The 14213-nt window shown below is 42.9% G+C and carries 19 protein-coding genes and 1 pseudogene; 3 read left to right on the top strand and 17 right to left on the bottom strand.

Annotation, left to right across the window (positions count from 1 at the left end):
- From AB5642_RS18505 to AB5642_RS18465, 9 genes are all read right to left on the bottom strand, one after another.
- A partial coding sequence (locus AB5642_RS18505) for a hypothetical protein (RefSeq protein ID WP_368371824.1) occupies window positions 1–517 on the bottom strand: 517 nt, incomplete at its 3' end.
- A 178-nt stretch (window positions 518–695) separates the two neighbouring features.
- Window positions 696–1811 (bottom strand): hypothetical protein, encoded by a 1116-nt coding sequence (locus tag AB5642_RS18500; RefSeq protein ID WP_118580588.1) that lies wholly within the window; start codon window positions 1809–1811, stop codon window positions 696–698.
- 17 nt (window positions 1812–1828) lie between these two features.
- A complete protein-coding gene (locus AB5642_RS18495) occupies window positions 1829–1960 on the bottom strand; it encodes a hypothetical protein (RefSeq protein WP_255610563.1) in 132 nt (43 codons plus the stop codon).
- Between the two features lie 348 nt (window positions 1961–2308).
- A complete protein-coding gene (locus AB5642_RS18490) occupies window positions 2309–2539 on the bottom strand; it encodes a cold-shock protein (protein WP_173718706.1) in 231 nt (76 codons plus the stop codon).
- 94 nt (window positions 2540–2633) lie between these two features.
- The gene (locus AB5642_RS18485; RefSeq protein WP_173718705.1) at window positions 2634–3140 is read right to left on the bottom strand and encodes a hypothetical protein; all 507 of its coding nucleotides are present in this window, start codon (window positions 3138–3140) and stop codon (window positions 2634–2636) included.
- Complete coding sequence (locus AB5642_RS18480; protein ID WP_173718704.1) at window positions 3103–3795, bottom strand: hypothetical protein; 693 nt, start codon at window positions 3793–3795, stop codon at window positions 3103–3105. The genes AB5642_RS18485 and AB5642_RS18480 overlap by 38 nt, the downstream gene beginning before the upstream one ends.
- A gap of 13 nt (window positions 3796–3808) precedes the next feature.
- The gene (locus AB5642_RS18475; RefSeq protein WP_227198969.1) at window positions 3809–4483 is read right to left on the bottom strand and encodes a hypothetical protein; all 675 of its coding nucleotides are present in this window, start codon (window positions 4481–4483) and stop codon (window positions 3809–3811) included.
- Window positions 4480–4941, bottom strand: a complete 462-nt coding sequence (locus tag AB5642_RS18470) for a zinc-finger-containing protein (protein WP_173718703.1) — start codon at window positions 4939–4941, stop codon at window positions 4480–4482. Before AB5642_RS18470 ends, AB5642_RS18475 begins: the two co-directional genes overlap by 4 nt.
- An 83-nt stretch (window positions 4942–5024) precedes the next feature.
- Window positions 5025–5984 (bottom strand): S1 RNA-binding domain-containing protein, encoded by a 960-nt coding sequence (locus tag AB5642_RS18465; protein ID WP_173718702.1) that lies wholly within the window; start codon window positions 5982–5984, stop codon window positions 5025–5027.
- A gap of 451 nt (window positions 5985–6435) precedes the next feature.
- Between AB5642_RS18465 and AB5642_RS18460 the strand changes: the two genes are divergently transcribed.
- Window positions 6436–6759 carry a type II toxin-antitoxin system Phd/YefM family antitoxin gene (locus tag AB5642_RS18460; RefSeq protein WP_173718701.1) on the top strand — a complete coding sequence of 108 codons (324 nt, stop codon included), beginning with the start codon at window positions 6436–6438 and terminating at the stop codon, window positions 6757–6759.
- Window positions 6756–7091, top strand: coding sequence for a type II toxin-antitoxin system RelE/ParE family toxin (locus AB5642_RS18455; RefSeq protein ID WP_173718700.1), 336 nt, complete (start codon window positions 6756–6758; stop codon window positions 7089–7091). Before AB5642_RS18460 ends, AB5642_RS18455 begins: the two co-directional genes overlap by 4 nt.
- 228 nt (window positions 7092–7319) lie before the next feature.
- On the opposite strand, the gene AB5642_RS18450 is transcribed toward AB5642_RS18455, so the two are convergent.
- From AB5642_RS18450 to AB5642_RS18415, 8 genes are all read right to left on the bottom strand, one after another.
- On the bottom strand, window positions 7320–7637 hold the full coding sequence (locus tag AB5642_RS18450) for a type II toxin-antitoxin system RelE/ParE family toxin (protein ID WP_118580564.1): 318 nt from the start codon (window positions 7635–7637) through the stop codon (window positions 7320–7322).
- Between the two features lie 2 nt (window positions 7638–7639).
- On the bottom strand, window positions 7640–7906 hold the full coding sequence (locus AB5642_RS18445) for a type II toxin-antitoxin system prevent-host-death family antitoxin (RefSeq protein WP_173718699.1): 267 nt from the start codon (window positions 7904–7906) through the stop codon (window positions 7640–7642).
- Between the two features lie 124 nt (window positions 7907–8030).
- Window positions 8031–8816 (bottom strand): transglutaminase-like domain-containing protein, encoded by a 786-nt coding sequence (locus AB5642_RS18440; RefSeq protein ID WP_173718698.1) that lies wholly within the window; start codon window positions 8814–8816, stop codon window positions 8031–8033.
- Window positions 8817–9028: 212 nt separating this feature from the next.
- On the bottom strand, window positions 9029–9538 hold the full coding sequence (locus tag AB5642_RS18435) for a Uma2 family endonuclease (RefSeq protein ID WP_118580558.1): 510 nt from the start codon (window positions 9536–9538) through the stop codon (window positions 9029–9031).
- A 194-nt stretch (window positions 9539–9732) separates the two neighbouring features.
- On the bottom strand, window positions 9733–11064 hold the full coding sequence (locus AB5642_RS18430) for a threonine/serine exporter ThrE family protein (protein WP_118580555.1): 1332 nt from the start codon (window positions 11062–11064) through the stop codon (window positions 9733–9735).
- 27 nt (window positions 11065–11091) lie between these two features.
- On the bottom strand, window positions 11092–11898 hold the full coding sequence (locus AB5642_RS18425) for a DUF4866 domain-containing protein (RefSeq protein WP_173718697.1): 807 nt from the start codon (window positions 11896–11898) through the stop codon (window positions 11092–11094).
- 166 nt (window positions 11899–12064) lie between these two features.
- A complete protein-coding gene (locus AB5642_RS18420) occupies window positions 12065–12538 on the bottom strand; it encodes a DUF2284 domain-containing protein (protein WP_117849756.1) in 474 nt (157 codons plus the stop codon).
- Window positions 12539–12594: 56 nt separating this feature from the next.
- Window positions 12595–13488, bottom strand: coding sequence for a LysR family transcriptional regulator (locus AB5642_RS18415; protein WP_118580549.1), 894 nt, complete (start codon window positions 13486–13488; stop codon window positions 12595–12597).
- A 139-nt stretch (window positions 13489–13627) separates the two neighbouring features.
- Between AB5642_RS18415 and AB5642_RS18410 the strand changes: the two are divergent.
- Window positions 13628–14137, top strand: a pseudogene (locus tag AB5642_RS18410) (adenylosuccinate synthetase); the annotation flags it as partial.
- Between the last annotated feature and the right edge of the window lie 76 nt (window positions 14138–14213).

Here is a 14213-nt window from a genome sequence, read left to right as displayed (position 1 = left end):
GCACACAGCCAATGTAGATTCTTTTTTGCGAAATCTCCCAAAAAGATTCCGAAAGCCACTTATCTGCGATCATTTTTACAGCCTTCTTCGCATGGTTCAAGGTGTAAAGAAACATCACATCCGTATATTCCATCTGCGCTTTTTCAAAGGTAAAGCTTGGACTGTAAAACAGCTCCTCAGGCTTTATTCCAGCCTCCAGGAATCTCTTGGAAGTTTCCTCTACCTGTATCCGGTTTATATTTGGAACAAGGCTACTCCTCTGGTGCTGGTACTTAAGCAAAAGCTGATCCCAGTTTGTATCCATCATGTTTTTCACCAAATGGGTAACCTTCATTTCCACCTCTTTCTTCAGACTTTCTTTCGTCGGAAAAAGAAAATCGGCAGGTATCCCGACCGCCTGATAGAATACAGAATCTGCCTCATACAAAGAATAATCCGGCAGATAAAGTATGCTGCAAAGCTTTGGTTTCCGAAGCTGTAAACAATCCCTCCAAGGAGAAGCTGCATAAAATAACATGCAGTTTTCTTCCTGGCACTTTATGAATAGCTGGCTATGAAACTTTTTAATACTGTGTACCGGATCCTGTATCCACGAAAGTAATTCCCTGGATTTTTTTGCTTCCATAACCCAGTCCGGATACTGCATATGTTCCTCCTTCATACAAAAAGACAGGGGTTCCTGCCTTTGTCATTATTTAATATTTAATTTCACCTGGCATATCAAGCTCATGCCAACGTTTGCTTACACAGGCTGCCACTTTTTCCTCCAAAAGAAGTAGTCCTCTCGCATTCGTTTCCTGCTGCCTTGCAATGGAAATCACATCACAGATCCCGCAATAGATTTCGTAGGCACTACAGGGGACATCCCCTGCTGCCGCCCGAAAACGCTCTACCGTTTCTGCAATCAGCTTTTTTGAAAAACCAGCCTGCTTCATAACGCCGATCATGGCATTGGCAGGATGGTTCACCCAGATTTCACTAAGCCGCAGGACCTCCTGCAGAGCTTCCTTATAGTATTCAAAAATAGAAGCCATGTTCTGGTTGAAGTCTTCGGTACCCTTGCAGTTTTTGTGACGCACTTTCAAGTTTTCTCCCAATACAATATATTGGTTCTGAACGGACACCGTATAGAAGATATTGGCTCCTGAACTTCCCACATCGGAGGTGGTGATCCGGACCGAAGCATACAGCTCTCCGTTAAAAGTCTTCCCATAGCGTTCCAGCAGTTCCTTGTAGGCTTCGGTCAGTCGCCGGTCTCTTAGCTCCCAGGTCGCATTTACCAGATTATGGTCCGCACATCCGGATTTAAAAGACGCGTATTCAAAATCGCTGTAGATATAAGCCCCTGCAATTTCATAGACCTCTGGCATGGACAAGATAGAATAGTCTTTTTCGTCGCCAGACAGGACTGCCCGCACCTTGCCTTCACAAAAGCGGAGCAGGGATTTTCCCCTGGAGACCTTCAGACATTTGTTCAGGATATAGGCAAGTGTTTCTTTGTCTAATTCTGCAAGCGCCTTTCCGTCTATCCTGGCCCTGCCTTTTAAGCTTTTGATGGCAGATATGCCAAGAAAACAGCTGCGGTCTGGGGTTTTAATCAGCAGCCCGGAATTATTTATGGTATCCTCTTTTAAATATTCCAGATTGATATTCCCAATCGGGGTGCAGGTACTGTCCTTCGTAACCGCTTCCACTGTCAGATCCTTGCTTTGTGCCCGGAACCATTCGGCCCGTTTTTCCACATCATCCAGATACTTGTAAAAAGCGGATTCCTCTTCAAACGTTACATTAAAATCATCCTTATAGTACATAGCCCCTCCTTTTGCATTCAGGACAGGAGCTTTACTTCAATGGACTTAATTCTTCCATCCGCAATCTGGAATTCATATCCATCTTTTGCCATATCAAGCAGCATTCCCAGTTCTAACAAATTTACAGCATCCCAATTTACTTCCTGCATAAAATGTTCTCCTCTTCTTTCTTTTTCTGTTATCTGGCATTCCTTTTTTCCATTTTGACCAGTACGGTCTCTTTGATTTTTCTCATTCTGCTTCCTCCTTTTCTTCATTTTGCAACAAAAAAAGACACCAAAAGAATTCCTATCTTTTCGTATCTTCCAATGTTCTAACTTATTTGCTGAGTTTAGGGCGAACCGCCCAAAAGAGATTCATCCGGAATGTCCGGATCTAAAATATAAGATCAGCCATAGATGACTGATAAAATATGATTTCATTTAAAGGTTACCACAACATGTTGTGGCTGTCAAACACATTTTTTATATATTTTGTGTTTCAAAATTTGTTTTCTTTTATGCCTCTTCCTCTACCGAAAGGGGAAGGATATTCATTGCAAGTGCCCTTCCATTTTCGTCCGTTCCAACTTCAAACTGTACAGGCTGCTTGCCGGAAAGCATTTTAAAGCCTTCCATCTTGATCTGGGAGAAATGTGCGAAGTAATCCTCGCCATCCTCCCCGGTTACAAATCCGTAACCTTTTTTTGCGCTGAACCATTTCACGGTTCCACATTTTGTTTCCGCCATATTGCATAGCTCTCCTTTATACATATTTTCCATGCGTTTACATGGAAACAGGGCGGCATGGACTCGAACCATGCCTGGTACTCCCTGCCCCGGATTACTCTTTTACTTCCTCCACTCCAAAAAAATTTCCAAAATCAAAAGCTGCATCCAACCTTCGAATTCCTGAGAATGCATGTGCATTCTGGTTAAAATAAAAGCGGTAGGCTTTTCCATACATGACAACTGTCTCTTTATTTAACAAAAGCTCTGTGGTAATCCCATCATCCCCTTGCACCAGAACCCTCTTAAAACCATCAAAAAGAAGTTCCGCATGGATCTCTGTCACAGTTCCTTCCACCACCTCATAGGATTTTGTAACTGCCAGGTAATAAATATACCCCGCATACCCAATTCCACAGACTGCCAAAAAAACTGTCCATCCCACAAATCCAGCTGATTTTTGCGCCAGACCAAGGGCACAGCCTCCATACAATAAGAGAAACGATAACAGTAAGGTATTCACAATTCTCTTTTTAAAAAAGCCCGGTATCCCGGTATAATGTTCTCTGTATTTTAGGTACTGCTCAGACAGCCATGTTTTCCATTTCTTCTTTTTCTTCAAGGAGACCTCCTTCTTGGATGCAGCTGATTACAAACTGTTTCTTCTTAAATAGGGAAACCAGGATCTGCATGAATTCCTGCAAGACCTGTTTCTGAACGATCTTTCGTTCTTCCACAGACAGGGGAACGGCACCCGCCTGTCTGGTTAACTCTGCCAGATGATAAGGAATATAGCCACCACCTGCAAGCTGCTGTAGAACCATTCGCTCTTCATAGGTAAACACGGGCCTTTTAAAAGCCCGCAATGCGATTTTCAGTCCTTTTCCAAGTGCCAGATCGTCTGCAAATGCGCCTAACCGCTCTGAAAACGAATCCGTGACAGGTACTACCACAGATTTACTAAGAAGGAGCCACAAAGCTTCCTCCTTACTCTCGCCATCACACTCCGCTACCAGACCACGTTTTTTCAGGCGCCTTAAGCAAAACAAAAAATCCTCTTCATCCGCCCACTCAGTTGCATGTGCTTCCCCAAATGTAATACATAAGACACGGTACATCTGGGAATAAATTTTATTTTCCGCACAGAGGCTCCAGGTAAGGGCCGCCCACAGCATAGCTTCCATCTCTGTGAGCACCTTTTCCTGACCGCCAATCTTTACCAGAAGCCTGCCCTCATCATCTTCCATTTTGCATCCAATGGCTGTGTACCATTTCATAATCCAGTTCCTCCTAGTGTAGCTTCATAACTTCCAGGAGTTTCGGAATCACATAACAGGCAATCATTCCTGCCACAATGCAGACTTCGATATTTGGTTTTCGAAGGTTCCATACCTCCTGGTTCTTCGTTCCAATGATTCTGGTTTTTCCGGGAACATTCCAGCGGAGCTTCCTATAAAACTCCGTAAACCTCTGATGATTAAATCCAAACGAGCGGACAAGGAAGATCGTCCGGTCCTGCTCTTCCTCATCCAGAAGGAAAAAGCTCTCCCGGTTTTCGTTTTCGTCCAACACAATGTAAAATTCCGGGATTCCTCTGCGACTGCCTTCTACGATTCTATCAATCTCCTCATAAAAGATCCGGCAGCACTCATAATGCCCGTTTTTTTCCGGCTGGCAGACTGCCAGACTGAATTCATCCAGCTCCATGTAACAGACTTCCGCTTCCATGATTCTTTTACTGATTTTGTTTGACTGCCTTAGAAGAAGAAAAATCCCAAGGAAAAGTGCCGCACACAGATATATGAGATCCCAGCATCGGATCTGGAAAAACAGAAAATAAGCCGCGATTCCCTCTATAAGGGAGCCTGCTCCGATCAGTACAAAATACCGTTCCCTTAGATCCATCAGGTGGTAGACATCTTCCTCATCCGCCTGCATACGCAGGATATTTTTTCCATTTCTCATGCTGCCATTATTTTCTTCTCGCAGGAAGAACTTCGGTTCGTTTTTGCATATTGTTCCATAAGTGTATTACACTCCCGAATAGTTTCCTCACACCGGTACTCGGAGAACATTCCAATGTGCATGTCCTTTTCCCGCAGGCACAGGCGGTTCTGCAGCCAGATATAAGCACCATGTTTGGTCATGATGCCAGCCTGTACCACCTTATTTAACGCCCGGTGTGCTTCAATCCGTTTATGGCGAAGATCCCCATTTGCCAGAGTTCCCATAGGCCGCATACTCTTTTTATGGACTCCAATATAAGAATCACAGGATGGGTAACCACTGCAAACATACAAATAGTTATCAGGATTTAAATTACGCTCACCATAAACATACTCTGCTGGACGCAGCACCGCCAGCCCGCCACAGTAGGGACAATACAGTTTTTCATTCTGCTGTTTTTTCTTCATTTTTGCCATTTCATTCGTCTCCTTTCCTGTTTGTCCCGATTTTAAAAAAATCGCATTTTCTGTGTCAATAGGATTTTCGTTAGTTTTAATTTTTATTTATATCTTTTAATCAGCCTTGTGATAATCCCTTCTGCGACTTCGTAATTATCGTTAATTCTGGTCACTACAATTCCGATTTTATCTCCCTTTCCCGGAAGGGTTGGCATGTTGCACGAATATGCCACGGCATTCACCCCGATATCAAGCCTCATAAAATACGTGCCTTTATAAACTTCTGTGATCACACCTGTGTACTTGCCCTGACGGTGGCATTTCCGAAGATTATCTTTATTGAGATTGGCCGTCGGGGTTTTGGCATCCACTTCCACGCTAATCTGTTCTGGTTCCTGACCATCTACTTTATTAACCATAACCTGGACAAGGTCACCAACCTGGAATTTTTCACTGGCATCCAGCATCCACTCCCAGGCCATATCACGCGCCCGGACGGATACTTCCACACCAAACACCTCCAGGCGTACTGCTTTTGGTGCTACTGCGATCACCCTGGCTTCTGCGATTCTTCCGGGATACAGGAGCGGCTTCTCCCCTTCTTCTCCAATGTAGAAAGTCTGACGCTTTTTCAGCATGGCATCCTTTCGTGAGGCTACCACACTCCGGCTTTTGGTATCCAGATCCTTGATAATGAAATCAATGTCACAGCCAAGCATGTTGTTGGCAATACGAACCTGGCGGTTTAAGGTGTCTGCGTTCTCCCGGCCGTCTCCGCTTAAGTTAATCATCATTTCATTCATCGGGATGATAATACGAAAACCGTTGTAATAAGTTACTGCAACCATCCAGCCGCTTTCCAGCTTCTCAATACCACCAAGCTGGCCTGTGAGTACCTTTCTGGTACGGTGTGCATTAAGTAGCTGGTGCCATCTGGTATCCTCCTGCTCCTGTGCGCTCTCCACCTGTGCGTCAACGTCGATTGTTAAGACACCTTCATAGGCTGCGCGTGGAATTTCTTTTTCCGTTACTTCTTCAATTGCTTTTTTTGTGTTCGCCATGTGTTGCCCTCCTATTATTTATACGACAAGAAGGCACAAAAAAAGCAGCCTGCATAAACAAACTGCTTTTTCGTGCCTTCTTTTTACGAGTACCATTCTATTATAAAGAGAATCTGAAGTCAATATTATGGATGTTGCAATCGTGTCGCATTTTAGTTGCAAATAAATACACTTGCTAATATTGGCTGCAAAAATCTTCAAAAGTTCAAGCCTAATAAATTTTTTATTCCAGTAAATTCTTATAACCAATCTCCCAGGTAATTATTTATCTCCTAAATTTCACTATTTTTTAGAAGATATTTCAATCATTAGGAGATAAAATCACCATCACCCGAAAGGCAATACCTAAAGGATTCCATTTCGCGTATATTTATCAGTAAATATATTGATTAATTAGTTGATATTTTGCAGGTATCTGCTATAATACAAGTAAAGAAAGGAGTTGACGATTATGGCATCTGTTATGAGTGCAATTAAAAATACGGTTCCGATCAGCCAATTTAACCGTGGCCTTGCTGGAAAAATTTTTGAAGATGTGAAGCAGAGTGGTGCTAAAGTCGTAATGAAAAACAACGTTGCAGAATGTGTTCTCATTTCCCCTGAAGAATACGTCCGTCTAATGGATGAGGTAAATGATGCTCGTCTTCTTGCCGTTGCTTCTGAACGTATGGCACACTTTAATCCTGCCACTTTAATTTCTGAGGAAGAAATGAACCGCCGTCTTGGTATTACAGAAGACAATCTTACCGGTTTTGACGAGGTAGACATTGAATGAATTGGAAACTAGAATACCTTCCTGAAGCAGAAAAAGACTTAAAAGACCTAAATGGAAGTCAGCGTATTCTTGTTCTGAAGGCCATCAAAAAAGTTCAGCAAAATCCACTGCCTGTTGAAGAACAAGGTTATGGAAAACCGCTTGGTAATCACAGCAGTACTAATCTTGCCGGACTTCTGAAAATCAAACTCCGCTCTGCTGGTTTGCGTGTTGTATATCAGCTTCGCCGTACCGAATCGTCTATGATGATTATTGTAATCGGCGTCCGAGCAGACGAAGAAGTATATGAAATTGCTCAGAAAAGAGCGAATAAATACAATCTTTTTGATTAACCTGCACCTTTTTAAGTGATTACATTCATCTGTATAAAGCTTTTGTTAATACACAAGCAATTACCGTGAACCACCGATACCCCTTATAGTTCTTTCATACTATTTCAATTGAATCACAATGTACCCATAAAAAATGCAGGGATGCTCACCTCCAGCGATACATCTCTGCATTTTTAGATATGTTGCAATCATGTCACATTTTAGTTGCAAATAAGTACAACTGCTGGTTCAACGGATGAGCCAATTATACTCTTTTCTACAGTCTAAAATGTAATCCACATAAACTGTATCATCCTCAATTTGATATAAAATCAAATACCAGTTTTTCACAAACATTTTGTGATATTTATTACATGGAATATAAGGTTCATTCAAAAAAGGAAAACGATTTGGACTATACGCTAATGAACGCATTGCTTCCATTAATTCTTTTTTCTTATTTCTTGCGGCATCCTTATCTACCTGTGCCAGAAAGCGAATATGTACTCCAAGCATTTGCTTCGCCCGGTCCGATACGATAACTTTGTATTTTCTTCTTTCTGACATTTTCATCCCTCTTCTATTATATTATCAAGATAACTGTCCAATTCATCAAGACTGCATCCTGTTCTTCCTGCCAGACGATCCTCTTCAACAGCAAGCAGTTCTTCTCTTAATTTCAACATTTTCTCCCGTCGGTTAAAGGATTCAATATCCATCACCACAAGATCACCTTCTCCATTTTTTGTCAGAAAAACAGGCTCTGAAGATTTACGGCAAAGATCTGCAATCTCATTATAATTTTGTCTAATAGCAGCTGATGGACGAATGTTCATAAGATCACCTCTCGCTTTCATAGTAATATTATATACATATTATAATTTTATTATGCTATATTTGTCAATACCAATTACAGACCTATTCCATTTCTGCACCAGCTTCTCTATTTTCATTCTGAAATCATCTTTCAATCGTAAAATGAAATACCAGCTGTTCCTGATCCTCAGCTGAGGTTCTTAAGGATCTTCGAATTCCGGTTGTATCTGCAAAAGTTCCACCGTAAGCATCTACCTTGATCCATTTACCGTTTACCTTTACTTCATTCCACTGGTGTGTCCAGCTGCCGGCATTCACATGCCGTACCGGAACATTCGCAGCCTCACAAAGCAGTGTGTACGCTTTTGCATATCCTGAGCAGGCTGCTTTTTTCATTACCAAAGCTGCATAAGCTTCATTTCCATAATTCTTCTGGTAGGCTTCTGAAGACTGGTTTAACTGCCAGGAACAATGCTCGGTCAGATACCGGAACAATACAAAAGCCCGCTCCTTTGCATTCAGATCCGCAGCCACATATTTTTTTACGATTTTCTTTGCTTCTTTCTTGGCCAGATTAAGGCGTTTGGATTTATTCGGCTCTTTTACGGTCACTTTACATTTCAGGGTACGTTTTCCCACTTTTGCACAGATGTATGCTGATCCACCCTTTTTTCCAGTTACTTTTCCAGAAGCCGAAACAGATGCAACGGATTTTTTAGAAGAACTCCATTTTACTTTCTTTTTGCTTCCCGATACTTTCAGCGACGTGGAAGCTCCCCGATAGATGGTAACCGCCGATTTGTTCAGTTTCACTTTTGCAGCCTGGACATCCACTGGCCTTATAAAGCTTCCAAGGAACAAAACTACCAATGCCAGCCAAACAACTACGAATTTCTTCTTTCCTGTGTTACATTTTTTTGCTTTTCTCATCGCAAACCCTCCATTTTCGAAACCATTTCCTGTTGCAGTTCCAATGTAGCAATTTGATTTTTTCTGTGTCAATAGGATTTTTGAAAAAAATATTTTCAAATAAAAAAGTGATTCACTATTTTGCAAATCACTTTTACAATTCTTATTTATAATCAAATATCCTTTTTTCGCAATTTCACCTATCACATTTATTGCGGTCTTGGTTACAAGCACTAATCAATTTCTTCAAATAATTCGTCAAAGGTAATCTTTATCTTTGGAAAATGAAGCAGTTGTAACTCATCCTTATTTTCTTCTGTGACTGTTTTTAAAAGATAGTATTTGGGAATCTCCCCCTCATAATCCAGTTCATAGATTTCAACTGTTTTTTTACGCCAGTCAACGATCCAATACTCTTCAATCTCCTGCTCACAATACAGCTGCATTTTCTCTGTCCGGTCATAATTTTCTGTTGATGGTGACAAAACCTCCATAACAAAACGTGGCGCATCTGTAAAAGTGTTTCCACGCCTTGATTTCGTACGGCAGTTTATGGAAGCATCCGGAATCACAATCTTGTTATTGCCCTGGTTATCTTTGAAACGGTATTGCACATTATCCGAATATACATAGCAAGTACTATTTTTTAACTGGTGCCTGACCGCTGCAACAAAATTTACAATTACAGCAGAGTGCTCTGGTGTAGATCCTTCCAGATCTGTTATTTTAAGATCCCAATCCATATTTCACCCTCCTGCATTTTACAATATAAAGAACTTCTTGTTTTCTCTAAATTCCACTCTTCTCTATTAAAAGAAAAGAATTATTTTTGTCTCCTCCATTATAGCATCCTCCCTGTAGATTGGAAAAGTAATTTTTTTTAAGATTGGTGCATAAACAGGGGTGTTGGCCCTCCGTGACTCGCTTTTTGCACCTGTCAGGTACAATACCGAAACGCCTTATCTGTTAAAATCCTTGCAAAGATTAGTCCAAGCGGAAGCGCTGCAATGATCAGAAGTGCAGCTGCAAACCAGGAGGCAGACACAGATAAGGACATGATTCCAAGATTATAAAATCCACGGTATAAATAAAGCCCCGGTACCATGATCACAATAGAAGGAACGGTAACGGAAATCCTTGGGTAGCCCACCTTATTTTTCAGAAGGGAGGCCAGAAGCCCGGCTGTCAGAGCTCCGATAAATGCGGTCACTGCCGGAGGTAAGGCGGCAAGATCCACAAGCTCCAGCCGCAGGGTATTTGCAACCGCCCCAAGCACTGCTGCAGAACAGGCAAGCCTTACCGGACTGTTAAACATGATGGAGAAACCGAACACGCCGAAAAAGCTTGCAATAAGCCGTGTGAGGATCCACATTGCAACAGGCATATGGATCTTTATGAAATCCACCGGCTGTAAGTGAAGAAGCATAGCCATGATCCAGGCAGACATAGTGGCTACCAGAACAATAATCAGTGCATAAGTAAGCCGTTCCATACCAGAACGCATATCCAGTTTTGCCAGGTCGATTCCGCTGGTAATAAAGGGAAAACCAGGGATGATAAAAAGCATGGCACAGATATATCCTGCTTCATGCTGAATGGAAATCCCAAACAGGATTTCCCCTAATTTTAATAATCCTGCATATACAAAGCATGCCAGGGAGACAGAGGAAACAATGCCAAGGAACAGGGTAAAATGATGCTTGGTCAGCTTGCAGCGAAGGAAATTTCCAAGTCCTGCTCCAATAAAAGCACAAAACATCTCTACTGGTCCTCCGCCTAAAAGAAAGGTAAATCCACAGCATGCAATGGCGGCAGCCAGTCCCAGAGCAGCCGGGGAATAAAGGCCATGGATCCTTTCAATTTCATCCAGATAGCTGTGAAGCTCTTCCCCGGACATGTTTTTTCCCTCTGTTTCAAAATTGCGGATAAAATGCTCCAGCCGGTTCAGCTTTGACGTATTCACCCCTGTATTGGTAAGGCATAAAGACTGGGTAAAGCCATTTTCCCCATCAAAACAGGTGTACTCAATGGACATCAGTCCGATATCTGCGGTACAGGTAATTCCCATTGCTTCGGCCAGGGCATTCATGGAGCTTCGGACCCTCCAGGCTCCAGTCCCACAGGATAAAAACATGATCCCCACACGTCCGATAATGGAAGCCTTTTCGGTGATGCTTGCATTTATAACGGGAGTATTTTGGCCATTTTCATCGGTGTATTCATGCCACTCCACGTCCATGTGATTTTTTCTGATCATTTCTGGCTGCATAAGCCCACTTCCTTCCGAAAAGTCCCTTTATAATTTCAGGCTGTCATTTCCAGCTAGTTCCATCATCCGCTCCCTGCAGGCAAGGACGATCCCGTCAATTTCCTCCATATGCTGGAGCATTTTCTTTTCAAACTCATGGATGGGAAGCAGAACGCCAAGTTCATCAAAGGGTTTCTCAGGATTTTCCTTTTTTACACCGGTCTCCTGTCCGTAAAAGACCACTGCACGGGGTGCTGCCTGCTGGATCTCCTGGAAAGTCTTCCATACAACCGCATAAGCCTGCGCTTCTGTAAGCCCCAGCTTACAGGTATCCGGAAGTGCATAGAGGATTAAAATCCCACGCTGGCACTCTTCTTTTTCCTCTTTAATTTCCAATCCATCCGTGTAAGAGCGTACAATGTCATATCCATCTGCCAGATAAAGTCTGGATCTTGGTACGCATTCATGCCGGTCAAAGGTTTCCTTAAATTTTCCATAGTCATGGGCGGAAACCATCTTTCCAACATCTTTAAGAAGCTTCCCTTCCACATTGGTAAGAAGGACCGGATTCTCTCCTGCCTTTCCATGGAATTTTCTTGGGATCAGATAGGCTTCGCGGAGCAGATCAAACATACTTTTTCCGCACAATTCCAGAAGAAGGGCACTTACATCCCCGTTCTGGTAAGCGTGAAAGAGTACCTGCAAAAAGTGGTCCGGATCCTCATCCACCAGCATATGTTCATCATCCAGATACTGGTAAAACACTTCACGAAGTCTTCTTGATGCCTCCGGGGAAGCCAGGATTTTGGAAAAAATATCTTCTACAGCCTGTTCTCTTGGTAAAACTGTTTTCATACTAAAACGCCTCTTTTTCTGTTTGGATCATGATGAGAGCTGTACTTGTCTCTTTTCGGGAGGGATTATAGCATTGTTATAGTCATACCGCAATAGGATGAAAGGTTTCTCTTTCATATCATATTTTTATGTCTGCCATATCATTGACCGTTGTATGTGTTTTCCATTACAAGTTTCCATGAAATAAAATTTGTGAAAAATACCGTATCTTATCATCGGTCCCCCAGCAGATCATTCCCACCGCATCTGCCATTTCCTGGGCATCAACACAGTAGGCGGACATGCAGGAATGGTGCCTGTAAGGACCAGCGGACATGATCAGCAGGTCGGTATTTCCAGATTCCATTATTTTAGAGGCCAGCTGTTCGGTGAGTTTATTGTGCGCAAGCTTCGCCATTTTGTAGTCCATATCCTTGTTTTGTATCGTCTGGAGAATAAGCGCTTTTTCATAGGCGAATACCCTTTGTTTCATAGATTCTACTGTTCCGCATTCAGGTGGACAGGCGGGATTCACGTTGTAACATCCACACTGATTTTCTTCACAAAACTTTCGGTATTCCGGTTTGAACACAAGTTTTTGTGTATCCATGATTGCCGCATTTGAAAACCCAAGTTTTTTTGCTTCTTTGATGTAATCCATAGAATACCTCCTCCAAGTTTTTTACAACTCACTAAAATTTTCTCCATACGCTGGTTTTAAACCCGCCCAGCTACAATTGTGTTTTTTAATTCCCTTGCCGCAGCGCCCATAGGATGCTGGCTGTCATACACCAGACAGATCTGACGCTCCGGGATTTCGTCTTTTAGTGGGATCTGTACGATTTCTTTTTTCAGAAGGGAGGGCGCTGCCATTGGCTGGGGCAAAAAGGCAAGGCCAAGCTCGCATTTTACAAGCGGCAGGATCTGGTCCGCAGTGGCAGCTTCCGTATCCGGGGAAAGATCCAGGCCATGGGATAAAAATACACTGTTGTAAAATTTATAGGTCATAGTTTCCCGTCCAAGAGAAATCAGCGGATAGTTCTTTACCTCCCGAAGGGAAAGCTCCTGGCTTCCAAGCGCTGTAAAAGTGGTACCACCAACCAGAATCTCCTGGAAGGGCATGAGCATGATCTGTTTCAATGGGGAATCCACCTCTGCCGGAGTGGAAACTACTGCAAAATCGATCTTTCCGCTTTTTACGGATTCAATGGCTTCCGGGGTGGAATGGTTATAAAGCTTCAGCCGGATTCCCGGATAAGTCATATGGAAATTTTTTAATTTATCAAGCAGGAAAATATTCAAGGCAGTTTCGCTGGCGCCAATTGCTATACTTCCGTGGGAAAGCCCGGAGCTGTCCGCCAGCTCCTCTTCTGCAGCCTGAAACTGCTCCATTGCACCAAGCACATGGGTATAAAGCCGCTCTCCTTCCGGGGTAAGCTGTACACCGCGGTTAGTACGGATAAATAAAGTGGTATTCAGCTGCTGTTCCAGACAGTTCATGGCCCGGGTGATGTTAGGCTGGCTGTTGTTTAACGCCTGGGCGGCCTTGGTAAAGTTGTGGTATTTTGCCACATAATAAAAGATCTTGTAATACTCGAAATTTACGTCCATAATATTTTTCCTTTTCTTTTGGCATATCATATATTTATTCCAATTATATCAATTATAGTTTTTACTTATTCCTACGTCAAGCGTATTATGTACCCGAATAAAAAAGGGAAACAGGAACGTGTTTTCAAAGGAGGAACAAATGCTTACAGCAGTAACCGGTATAAACTGGGGCGATGAAGGAAAAGGCCGTGTGATCGATCTTTTAGCGGAGCAGGCAGATGTGGTAGTCCGCTACCAGGGCGGCAACAACGCAGGTCACACAGTGGTCACCGACCAGGGTAAATTTGTCTTAAATCTTCTCCCATCTGGTATCTTACATCCAGGTGTGGTATGTGTCCTCGGGGACGGAATGGTAGTCGATCTGGAACATCTTTCCCGGGAAATCCATGAAATAGAGAAAAAAGGAATCCGGGTTACACCGGATCATCTGAAGCTTTCAAAGCGTGCCACGATCTCCATGCCATGGCACAAGGTACAGGATGAGTTAGAAGAAAACCGGCTGGCAAAAACCGGCAGCGCCTTTGGCTCTACCCGCCGTGGAATCGCCTACGCCTACAGTGACAAGTACCGTAAGAAAACCCTTCGTCTTGGGGATCTGCTTCATTTAAAAGAGGATTCCGTAAAAGCCAGATTAAAAACCATGCTGGAGGTAGAGTAGGCGGATGAAATTTTCATCCGCCCCTCATCAAACCGTGCATGAGGTTCTCCCTCACACGGCTTTCCGA

This window comes from Ruminococcus sp. 1001136sp1_2201st1_G3_2201SCRN_220225 (genome assembly GCF_040924365.1).
GTDB classification, from domain to species: domain Bacteria; phylum Bacillota; class Clostridia; order Lachnospirales; family Lachnospiraceae; genus Blautia_A; species Blautia_A faecis.
The sequence above is the reverse complement of the archived record's forward strand: the minus strand, read 5'-3'. Positions and strand labels throughout refer to the sequence as shown.

Excerpts from the sequence above, each read along its gene's own strand:
- AB5642_RS18500 (WP_118580588.1), bottom strand. The coding sequence starts at position 1,811 with ATGTACTATAAGGATGATTTTAATGTAACGTTTGAAGAGGAATCCGCT.
- AB5642_RS18495 (WP_255610563.1), bottom strand. The coding sequence starts at position 1,960 with ATGCAGGAAGTAAATTGGGATGCTGTAAATTTGTTAGAACTGGGAATG.
- AB5642_RS18490 (WP_173718706.1), bottom strand. The coding sequence starts at position 2,539 with ATGGCGGAAACAAAATGTGGAACCGTGAAATGGTTCAGCGCAAAAAAA.
- AB5642_RS18480 (WP_173718704.1), bottom strand. The coding sequence starts at position 3,795 with ATGAAATGGTACACAGCCATTGGATGCAAAATGGAAGATGATGAGGGC.
- AB5642_RS18475 (WP_227198969.1), bottom strand. The coding sequence starts at position 4,483 with ATGAGAAATGGAAAAAATATCCTGCGTATGCAGGCGGATGAGGAAGAT.
- AB5642_RS18470 (WP_173718703.1), bottom strand. The coding sequence starts at position 4,941 with ATGGCAAAAATGAAGAAAAAACAGCAGAATGAAAAACTGTATTGTCCC.
- AB5642_RS18465 (WP_173718702.1), bottom strand. The coding sequence starts at position 5,984 with ATGGCGAACACAAAAAAAGCAATTGAAGAAGTAACGGAAAAAGAAATT.
- AB5642_RS18460 (WP_173718701.1), top strand. The coding sequence starts at position 6,436 with ATGGCATCTGTTATGAGTGCAATTAAAAATACGGTTCCGATCAGCCAA.
- AB5642_RS18455 (WP_173718700.1), top strand. The coding sequence starts at position 6,756 with ATGAATTGGAAACTAGAATACCTTCCTGAAGCAGAAAAAGACTTAAAA.
- AB5642_RS18450 (WP_118580564.1), bottom strand. The coding sequence starts at position 7,637 with ATGTCAGAAAGAAGAAAATACAAAGTTATCGTATCGGACCGGGCGAAG.
- AB5642_RS18445 (WP_173718699.1), bottom strand. The coding sequence starts at position 7,906 with ATGAACATTCGTCCATCAGCTGCTATTAGACAAAATTATAATGAGATT.
- AB5642_RS18440 (WP_173718698.1), bottom strand. The coding sequence starts at position 8,816 with ATGAGAAAAGCAAAAAAATGTAACACAGGAAAGAAGAAATTCGTAGTT.
- AB5642_RS18435 (WP_118580558.1), bottom strand. The coding sequence starts at position 9,538 with ATGGATTGGGATCTTAAAATAACAGATCTGGAAGGATCTACACCAGAG.
- AB5642_RS18430 (WP_118580555.1), bottom strand. The coding sequence starts at position 11,064 with ATGCAGCCAGAAATGATCAGAAAAAATCACATGGACGTGGAGTGGCAT.
- AB5642_RS18425 (WP_173718697.1), bottom strand. The coding sequence starts at position 11,898 with ATGAAAACAGTTTTACCAAGAGAACAGGCTGTAGAAGATATTTTTTCC.
- AB5642_RS18420 (WP_117849756.1), bottom strand. The coding sequence starts at position 12,538 with ATGGATTACATCAAAGAAGCAAAAAAACTTGGGTTTTCAAATGCGGCA.
- AB5642_RS18415 (WP_118580549.1), bottom strand. The coding sequence starts at position 13,488 with ATGGACGTAAATTTCGAGTATTACAAGATCTTTTATTATGTGGCAAAA.